A 7493-nucleotide genomic window follows, 5' to 3' on the forward strand; every position below is an offset into this window, starting at 1 on the left:
CGCACGATCTCGATTTCGAAACCGCCGTGGTTTACAACAAGCTCGTGCGCACGTCGGGCATCAGCGCCGACTGGCGCGTGCTCGGCGGCGGTCACGATTGGGACGTGTGGCGGCCCGGTTTCGTCGAGGGCGTGCAGAACCTGTTCCACTACATCGGCACGGTCCAGCCGCAGGCGATCGACACAGCGCTGATCGGCACGGCGGGTGACGACTGGGCCGGTGGCATCGTGCCCGACGGTGCGGGTGGTGCGATCGTCGCGCTCGCCGCCACGGGTTCGATCAACGGTGCGCCGTACGCCGGGAGCACCGACGCAGTCGTCACCCATCGCGCGGCCAACGGCCAGACCTTGTGGACGACCCAATTCGGCACTGCAGCCGCGGAACGCTTGTACGGCGCGATTCGCAATGCGGACGGCTCGGTCACCGTCGCCGGCTACACGAACGGCAATCTCGACGGCGCGCACGCGTTGTCGAACAGCGCCGGCGATGCGATGGCCGCAGCGATCGGCGTCGACGGCACGGTGTTGTGGCGACATCAGTACGGCGATCCCGCCGCGGCCGACCGTGCTTACGCGATCGCGCCCGACGGCAAAGGCGGCAGCTATCTCGCCGGATACACCAAAGGCTCGATCGACGGCACGACCGCAAATGCCGGCGACAAGGACGCGTTCCTCATGCGCATCGACCGCAACGGCGACGTGCTGTGGAGCCGCCAGTTCGGCGGCCCCGGCGAGGACAAGGCGCTTGCGGTAGTCGCGTCCGCGAATGCGGTTTACGTCGGCGGGGTCACGTCAGCGGCGATGCCCGGCGCAAGCTCCGCCGGCGGCACCGACGGTTGGGTCGCCGCGTTCACGCCGGACGGCACGCGCAGTTGGCTCAAACAGACCGGCACGGCCGGCAACGATCTGATTGCGGGCCTCGCGGTCAGTCCGAACGGCACGCTGCTCGCCGCCGGCACGCTCGGCACTGGCAGCAACGGCGGCAAGGACGCAGTGGTCATCGCGTATTCGTCGGACGGACGCGTGCGCTGGCAGCGCGAGATCGGCACGGCGGACGACGACGCGGGCGTCGCGATCGCCGCGCCGACGGACGACAACATCGTCGTCGTCGGCCACACGTTTGGACGCCTCGGCACGCTGGTCGGCGACCGCGATGTTTTCGCCGCGACGCTCGACAAGCAGGGCAGAGTGCAGAGCCTGCGTCAGTTCGGCACGGTGCACAACGATGGCGCCGATGCCTATGCGGAATCGAACCTGTTCATGGCGCTCGACGGTGCGACGATCTGGACCAGCGGCGTGACCTACGGCAACACGACCGCGACACACAATCACGGCTCGGCCGACGTCTTCGTCTATCCGTTGCGCTGAAGTCGCGCTGCGCGTGGGTCAGCCGATCGCCTGGCCCACGCGCACGCTGGCGCCCGCAGCGACCGCGAGTTTCGCCGCGTGGCTGGCCGGCAGCAGCAGGATCACGGTCGAGCCCATGTTGAAGCGGCCCATTTCGGCGAAACGTTCCAGGCGGATGCGCTTTTCGCGCCAGTCCTTGCGCGCAATCGTGCTCGCGTAGGGCGGAATTTCGAGACCGCTCCAGACCGTCTCCACGCTCGACACGAGCATCGCGCCGACCATGACCACGGCGAACGGGCCACCGATTCCATCAGGCCCGTTGCCGTCGAAATGGCAGACCAGGCGTTCGTTGCGCGCGAACAGGCGCGGCACTCCCTCGACCGTGAACGGCGCGACGCTGAACAGGCGCCCCGGAATATGCACGGTCTCGCGCAGCGTGCCGGCCAGCGGCATGTGCATGCGGTGGTAGTCGCGCGGCGACAGGTATACGGTGACGAATTGTCCATTCGTATACTTTTGCGCCTCGATCTCGTCGCCGAGCAGTTCGGCGACGCTGAAATCGAAGCCCTTGGCCTGGAAGATGCGGCCATCCTGGATTGATCCGGCCTGGCTGATCCTGCCGTCGGCCGGGCAGGCGACCGCGCGCAGATCGGCCGGTGCGGTGCGCGCGCCCGGCTTGAGCGCGCGCGTGAAGAATGCGTTGAAGCTGGCGTAGGCGCTCGGGTCCGGTTGCGCGGCATCGCCCATGTCCACCGCGTAGTTCTTCACCACGGTGTCAATGAGGAAATTCTTCCACGGCGCCCACGTCCAGCGCGTCGCCCAGTAGACGATGCGCGACAGCGCGCGGTGCGGCAGGACGTATTGCAGAGCGAGGGCCGCGCGCATGCGTCAGCGCCAGCCGGCGAGTGTGGTCATGTCGTCGGCGAGATCCTTGGCCGCGAACGGCGGGCGGAACAGGCCGACAAGCCGGCCCTGCGGATCGACGATGACTATCGAGCCCGAGTGATCGACCTCGATGCTGCCGTCGTCCTTCTTCGTGCGCGAGTAGACGATGCCGAGCGAGCGCGTGAGTTTGGTCAGCTCCGCATCGGAGCCGGTTGCGGCGACGAAGTCGGGGCTGAAGAAGCCGACGTACTTGGCAAGCGTGTCGGCCGTGTCGCGCTCGGGATCGACCGAAACGAAATCGACGCGCAGCTTGTCCTGCGCACCGCGCTTGCCGAGCTCGGCCCAGACCGACTTGAGTTCGGCCAGCGTGGTCGGGCAGACATCGGGGCAGGTCGTGTAGCCGAAGTAGACAAAGTTCCAGTGGCCGCGCCAGTCGGCCGGCGTCAGCGGTTTGCCGTTCGCTTGTTGCAGCGCGAAGTCGGCAATCGTGCGCGGCTCGGGATAGAGCAGGGCACTCGCGAGCTTCGGCTGCGCGGGCGCATTCGCATAGCGCGTGCCGAGCCACAGGCCGAACGCGGCGACTACCGCGGCGAGGACGATCAACAGAGTGACATTGGGCCGTGAGGCGGGGGCAGGCGAATTCATGCGGCCATTATAGCGGGCCCGTTCTGTATACTTGTGGGATGACCAATGAACTTGCCACCATCATCGACTTCATCCGCTACGGCGCAAGCCGCTTTGCCGGCGCCGGGCTGACCTTCGGCCACAGCTACGACAACGCGCTCGACGAGGCGACGCACCTCGTGCTGCATACGCTGCATCTGCCGCACGACCTGTCGCCGGCCTACGGCTCGGCCAAGCTGACCGCGGCAGAGAAAAAGGCAGTGTTCAAGCTGATCGAGCGCCGGGTCAAGGAGCACAAGCCGGTCGCCTACCTGACCGGCGAGGCCTGGTTCGCCGGGCTCAAGTTCAAGTCCGACGAGCGCGCGCTCGTGCCGCGCTCGCCGATCGCCGAGATGATCTTGAACGGCTTTTCGCCCTGGCTCGACAACGTCGCCATGCAGCGTGCGCTCGACCTGTGCACGGGCTCGGGCTGCATCGGCATCGCGATGGCCGCGCACAATCCCGGCTGGCACGTTGATCTCGTCGACGTCAGCGACAAGGCGCTGTCGCTGGCCAGGGAGAACATCGAATTCCAGAACGTCGAAGGCCGCGTGCGCGCGATCAAGTCCGACTTGTTCGCCAAGTTGAAAGGGGAGGTCTACGACCTGATCGTCAGCAATCCGCCCTACGTCACCGAACAGGAATTCGCCGCGCTGCCGCCCGAATACGACCATGAACCGAAGCTGGGTTTGGTGGCCGGAGCGGACGGACTCGATTTCGCGCTGCGCATCCTCGACGAGGCGCCCGCGCATTTGTCGAAGGGTGGCATGCTGATCGTCGAAGTCGGCGAGAGCGAACGCGCGCTGGTCGAACTGCTGCCCAAGCTGCCGCTCAACTGGATCGAGTTCGAAGTCGGTCAGATGGGCGTGTTCGCGATCGCGCGCGAAGATATCGTTGCGCATGCGAAGGCGATCAAGGCGGTGTTGAAGAAACGCTGACGCTTTCCTTCTCCCGCCGGGAGAAGGTGCCCGAAGGGCGGATGAGGGAAGAGCCTTTCGGTGTGCAACGACGTTTCAACGTGAAACACCTTTCCCTCATCCGGCGCTGCGCGCCACCTTCTCCCGGCGGGAGAAGGGAAGCAAGGGCAACATCGTGTCTAGCAACTCTTTCGGAAAGCTTCTAACCGTTACAACTTTCGGCGAAAGCCACGGTCCCGCGATCGGCTGCGTCGTCGACGGCTGCCCGCCGGGATTGGAATTGTCGGCCGATGAATTCCGCCAAGACCTCGACCGCCGCGCTACCGGCAAGTCGCGTTACACCTCGCAGCGGCGCGAAGCCGACGACATCGAGATTCTTTCCGGCGTGTACGAGGGCAAGACGACGGGCACGCCGATCGCCCTGCTGATCCGCAATACCGATGCGCGTTCGAAGGACTACGCCGAGGTCGCGCAGACGTTCCGCCCCGCGCACGCCGACTACACCTACTGGCAGAAATACGGCATCCGCGATCCGCGCGGCGGCGGACGATCGTCCGCGCGCGAAACGACGATGCGTGTCGCCGCGGGTGTGATCGCGAAGAAGTGGCTCGCGCAGCGCTACGGCGTCGTCGTGCGCGGCTATCTGTCGCAGATCGGCGAAGTAAAGCCAAGAGCATTTGATTGGAGTGCGGTCGAAGAGAACGTATTTTTCTGGCCCGATGCTGCGATGGTGACGGAACTCGAAAAATACATGGACGCGCTGCGCAAATCCGGCGACTCGGTCGGCGCGCGCGTCACTGTCGTCGCCGACGGCGTGCCACCGGGCTGGGGCGAGCCGATCTACGGCAAGCTCGATCAGGACATCGCCTCGGCGCTGATGTCGATCAACGCGGTCAAAGGCGTCGAGATCGGCGACGGTTTCGCCGCGGTCGCGCAGCGCGGCAGCGAGCACCGCGACGAGATCACGCCGCAGGGTTTTCTCTCCAACCACGCCGGCGGCATTCTCGGCGGCATTTCCTCAGGCCAGCAGGTCGTCGCTTCGATGGCGCTGAAGCCGACCTCGAGCATCCTGATTCCCGGAAAGAGCGTGAACCTCGCGGGCGAGCCCATCGACGTGCGCACGATCGGTCGCCACGATCCCTGCGTCGGCATCCGCGCGACGCCGATCGGCGAGGCGATGATCGCGCTCGTGCTGATGGATCACGCGCTGCGGCATCGCGCGCAGTGCGGTGATGTGGGTGAGATCAAGCCGCGCATTCCGGGCTCGGTCGAAGTGTAGTGCTATGAGCACGCAAGCGTCGCGCCCTCGCGTCTGGGTCTCGCGCCCCTTGTTCGACGATATCCTCGATCGTCTGCGCGAATATTTCGATGTCGAAGTCGAAGATGGCGACCGCGACTGGACGCGCGAGCAGATGGCGCAGAAGCTGCGCGACAAGACTGGCGCGATCCTGGGCGTGGCCGATCCGGTCGACGCGGGCGTGATCGCGCAGACGCCGCTGCTGCGTGCCGTGGCGAACCGCGGCGTTGGTTACAATAATCTCGACATCGCCGCACTGAAGAAAGCCGGCATCATCGCGACCAACACGCCCGGCGTGCTCGACGAGACCACTGCGGATTTCGCCTGGACGCTGATGATGGCCACCGCGCGGCGCGTGACCGAGGCCGAGCGCTGGCTGCGTGCCGGCAACTGGAAGGGCATGTCGTTCCACATCATGCTCGGCGGCGACGTCTACGGCAAAACGCTCGGCATCTTCGGCATGGGCCGCATCGGCCAGGCGATCGCGCGGCGCGCGAGCGGTTTCCGTATGCCGGTGATCTACCACAACCGTTCGCGCGTCGCCGCCGAAATCGAGCAGGACTGCAAGGCACGCTATGTCGATCGCGACAGCTTGTTGCGCGAGGCCGACTTCGTCGTGCTGACCGTGCCGCTGAGCGCCGAAACACGGCACATGATCGGCACGGCCGAGCTGGCGGCGATGAAACGCGACGCCTATCTGATCAACATCGCACGGGGCGGCGTGGTCAACGATGCGGCATTGATCGCGGCGCTGCGCGAGAAACGCATTGCCGGTGCGGGGCTCGATGTGTTCGAACGCGAGCCTGAGGTGCCGGCCGAAATGCTTGCGCTCGACAACGTGGTGCTGACGCCGCATATCGGCAGCGCGAGCCTGGCGACACGGCGCGCGATGGCGTCGCTGGCCGTCGACAACCTGATTGCTGCGCTCGGCCATGGCCCGGATGCGGGGCGGCCGCCCAATGTCATTTAGACGTCCAGACGGCTGTTTGGCGCGCCCGGATTTGCGTGCTATGCTGCTGCGCAGCAAACAAGAATCCACTCCCCGAAGCCTCGAGTTGACGTAACAATGAGCAAGAAAGAGAAGTACAAGGTTGCGATGGTCGGCGCCACCGGCGCCGTCGGCGAGACGTTGTTGAGCATCCTCGCCGAGCGCAAATTCCCGATTTCCGAACTCGTGCCGCTCGCGAGCGAGCGTAGCGCGGGTGGCAAGGTCGAGTTCAACGGCAAACAGATCACCGTGCAGAACCTTGCCGACTTCGATTTCAAGGGAGTCGACATCGCGTTCTTCTCGGCCGGCGGCAGCGTGTCGAAAGTGCACGCACCGCGCGCTGCCGCGGCCGGTGCGGTCGTGATCGACAACACTTCGGAGTTTCGTTACCAGGATGACATCCCGCTCGTCATCAGCGAAGTGAACCCGCACGCGATCGCGGGCTACACGAAGCACGGCATCATCGCCAATCCGAACTGCTCGACCATGCAGATGCTCGTCGCGCTCGCGCCGATCCACCGCAAGTACGGCATCACGCGCATCAACGTGGCGACGTACCAGTCCGTTTCGGGCGCTGGCCGCTCGGGTGCGGAGGAGCTCGGCAAGCAGACCGCGGCGCTGCTCAATTTCCAGGAGTATCCACCGTCGAAGTTCACCAAGCAGATCGCGTTCAACGTGATCCCGCATATCGACGAATTCCAGGCCAACGGCTACACCAAGGAAGAGATGAAGATGGTCTGGGAGACGCAGAAGATACTCGAGGACAAATCCATCCTCGTGAATCCAACCGCGGTGCGCGTGCCGGTGTTCTACGGTCACTCGGAAGCCGTGCACATCGAGACGCGCGACAAGGTCACCGCCGAGGCAGCGCGCGCGCTGCTCGAGACGGCGCCGGGCGTCAAGGTTATCGACGAGCGCAAGGCCGGCGGCTATCCCACCCCGGTCGGCGACGCGGCGGGCAACGACGAGACCTTCGTCGGCCGCATCCGCGAGGATGTCTCGCATCCCAACGGTCTCGACCTGTGGATCGTTTCCGACAATATCCGCAAGGGTGCGGCGCTCAATGCGGTGCAGGTCGGCGAGCTGCTGATCGCCTCCTATCTTTGACCCGATCTTTGATCAGATTCGCATTTCGGGATCGCTCCAGCGATCCCGAGCCCTTGCGAAAAACGCAGTGGCGTTTCATAGTTATGCCCCTTAGATGATGTGCATTCTAAGATGTGCACGGCCGGGAGTTGCCCCGGAATTGCAAAGTCGCGCCTGACAACATCCGATCTTTGGGGAAAAAGCATGAAAGGGCCTATCAAATCCGCGCTCTCGGTTGCCTTGGCGCTGGCTGCAAGCCAGGCTTTCGCACTGGGCCTGGGGCCAATCCAGATCAAGTCCGGGCTCAACCA

7 protein-coding genes are annotated in these 7493 nt (G+C 65.1%); 5 read left to right on the forward strand and 2 right to left on the reverse strand.

Annotated features, from left to right (window positions below; genetic code table 11):
- Nucleotides 1-1367, forward strand: a 1367-nt coding sequence (locus tag VF497_RS15830) for a hypothetical protein (protein WP_330890473.1), incomplete at its 5' end; no start/stop codon positions are given.
- 18 nt (nucleotides 1368-1385) lie between these two features.
- Here VF497_RS15830 and asd read toward each other — a convergent pair.
- Both asd and VF497_RS15840 read right to left on the reverse strand, forming a co-directional pair.
- Nucleotides 1386-2231: an archaetidylserine decarboxylase gene (asd, locus tag VF497_RS15835; protein WP_330890475.1), complete on the reverse strand. Its 846-nt coding sequence runs from the start codon at nucleotides 2229-2231 to the stop codon at nucleotides 1386-1388.
- Between the two features lie 3 nt (nucleotides 2232-2234).
- Nucleotides 2235-2876 (reverse strand): SCO family protein, encoded by a 642-nt coding sequence (locus VF497_RS15840; protein WP_330890477.1) that lies wholly within the window; start codon nucleotides 2874-2876, stop codon nucleotides 2235-2237.
- A 38-nt stretch (nucleotides 2877-2914) separates the two neighbouring features.
- On the opposite strand from VF497_RS15840, the gene prmB reads away from it, so the two are divergent.
- The 4 genes from prmB (at nucleotide 2915) to VF497_RS15860 (ending at nucleotide 7203) form a co-directional block, all read left to right on the forward strand.
- Nucleotides 2915-3832 (forward strand): 50S ribosomal protein L3 N(5)-glutamine methyltransferase, encoded by a 918-nt coding sequence (prmB, locus tag VF497_RS15845; protein WP_330890479.1) that lies wholly within the window; start codon nucleotides 2915-2917, stop codon nucleotides 3830-3832.
- A 154-nt stretch (nucleotides 3833-3986) separates the two neighbouring features.
- Nucleotides 3987-5090, forward strand: coding sequence for a chorismate synthase (gene aroC / locus VF497_RS15850; protein ID WP_330890481.1), 1104 nt, complete (start codon nucleotides 3987-3989; stop codon nucleotides 5088-5090).
- 49 nt (nucleotides 5091-5139) lie between these two features.
- A complete protein-coding gene (locus VF497_RS15855; protein WP_330890482.1) occupies nucleotides 5140-6078 on the forward strand; it encodes a D-glycerate dehydrogenase in 939 nt (312 codons plus the stop codon).
- Nucleotides 6079-6174: 96 nt separating this feature from the next.
- Nucleotides 6175-7203 carry an aspartate-semialdehyde dehydrogenase gene (locus VF497_RS15860; RefSeq protein ID WP_330890485.1) on the forward strand — a complete coding sequence of 343 codons (1029 nt, stop codon included), beginning with the start codon at nucleotides 6175-6177 and terminating at the stop codon, nucleotides 7201-7203.
- Nucleotides 7204-7493 lie beyond the last annotated feature (290 nt).

Source organism: Rudaea sp., assembly GCF_036383415.1.
In the GTDB taxonomy this organism is placed as follows: Bacteria; Pseudomonadota; Gammaproteobacteria; order Xanthomonadales; family Rhodanobacteraceae; genus Rudaea.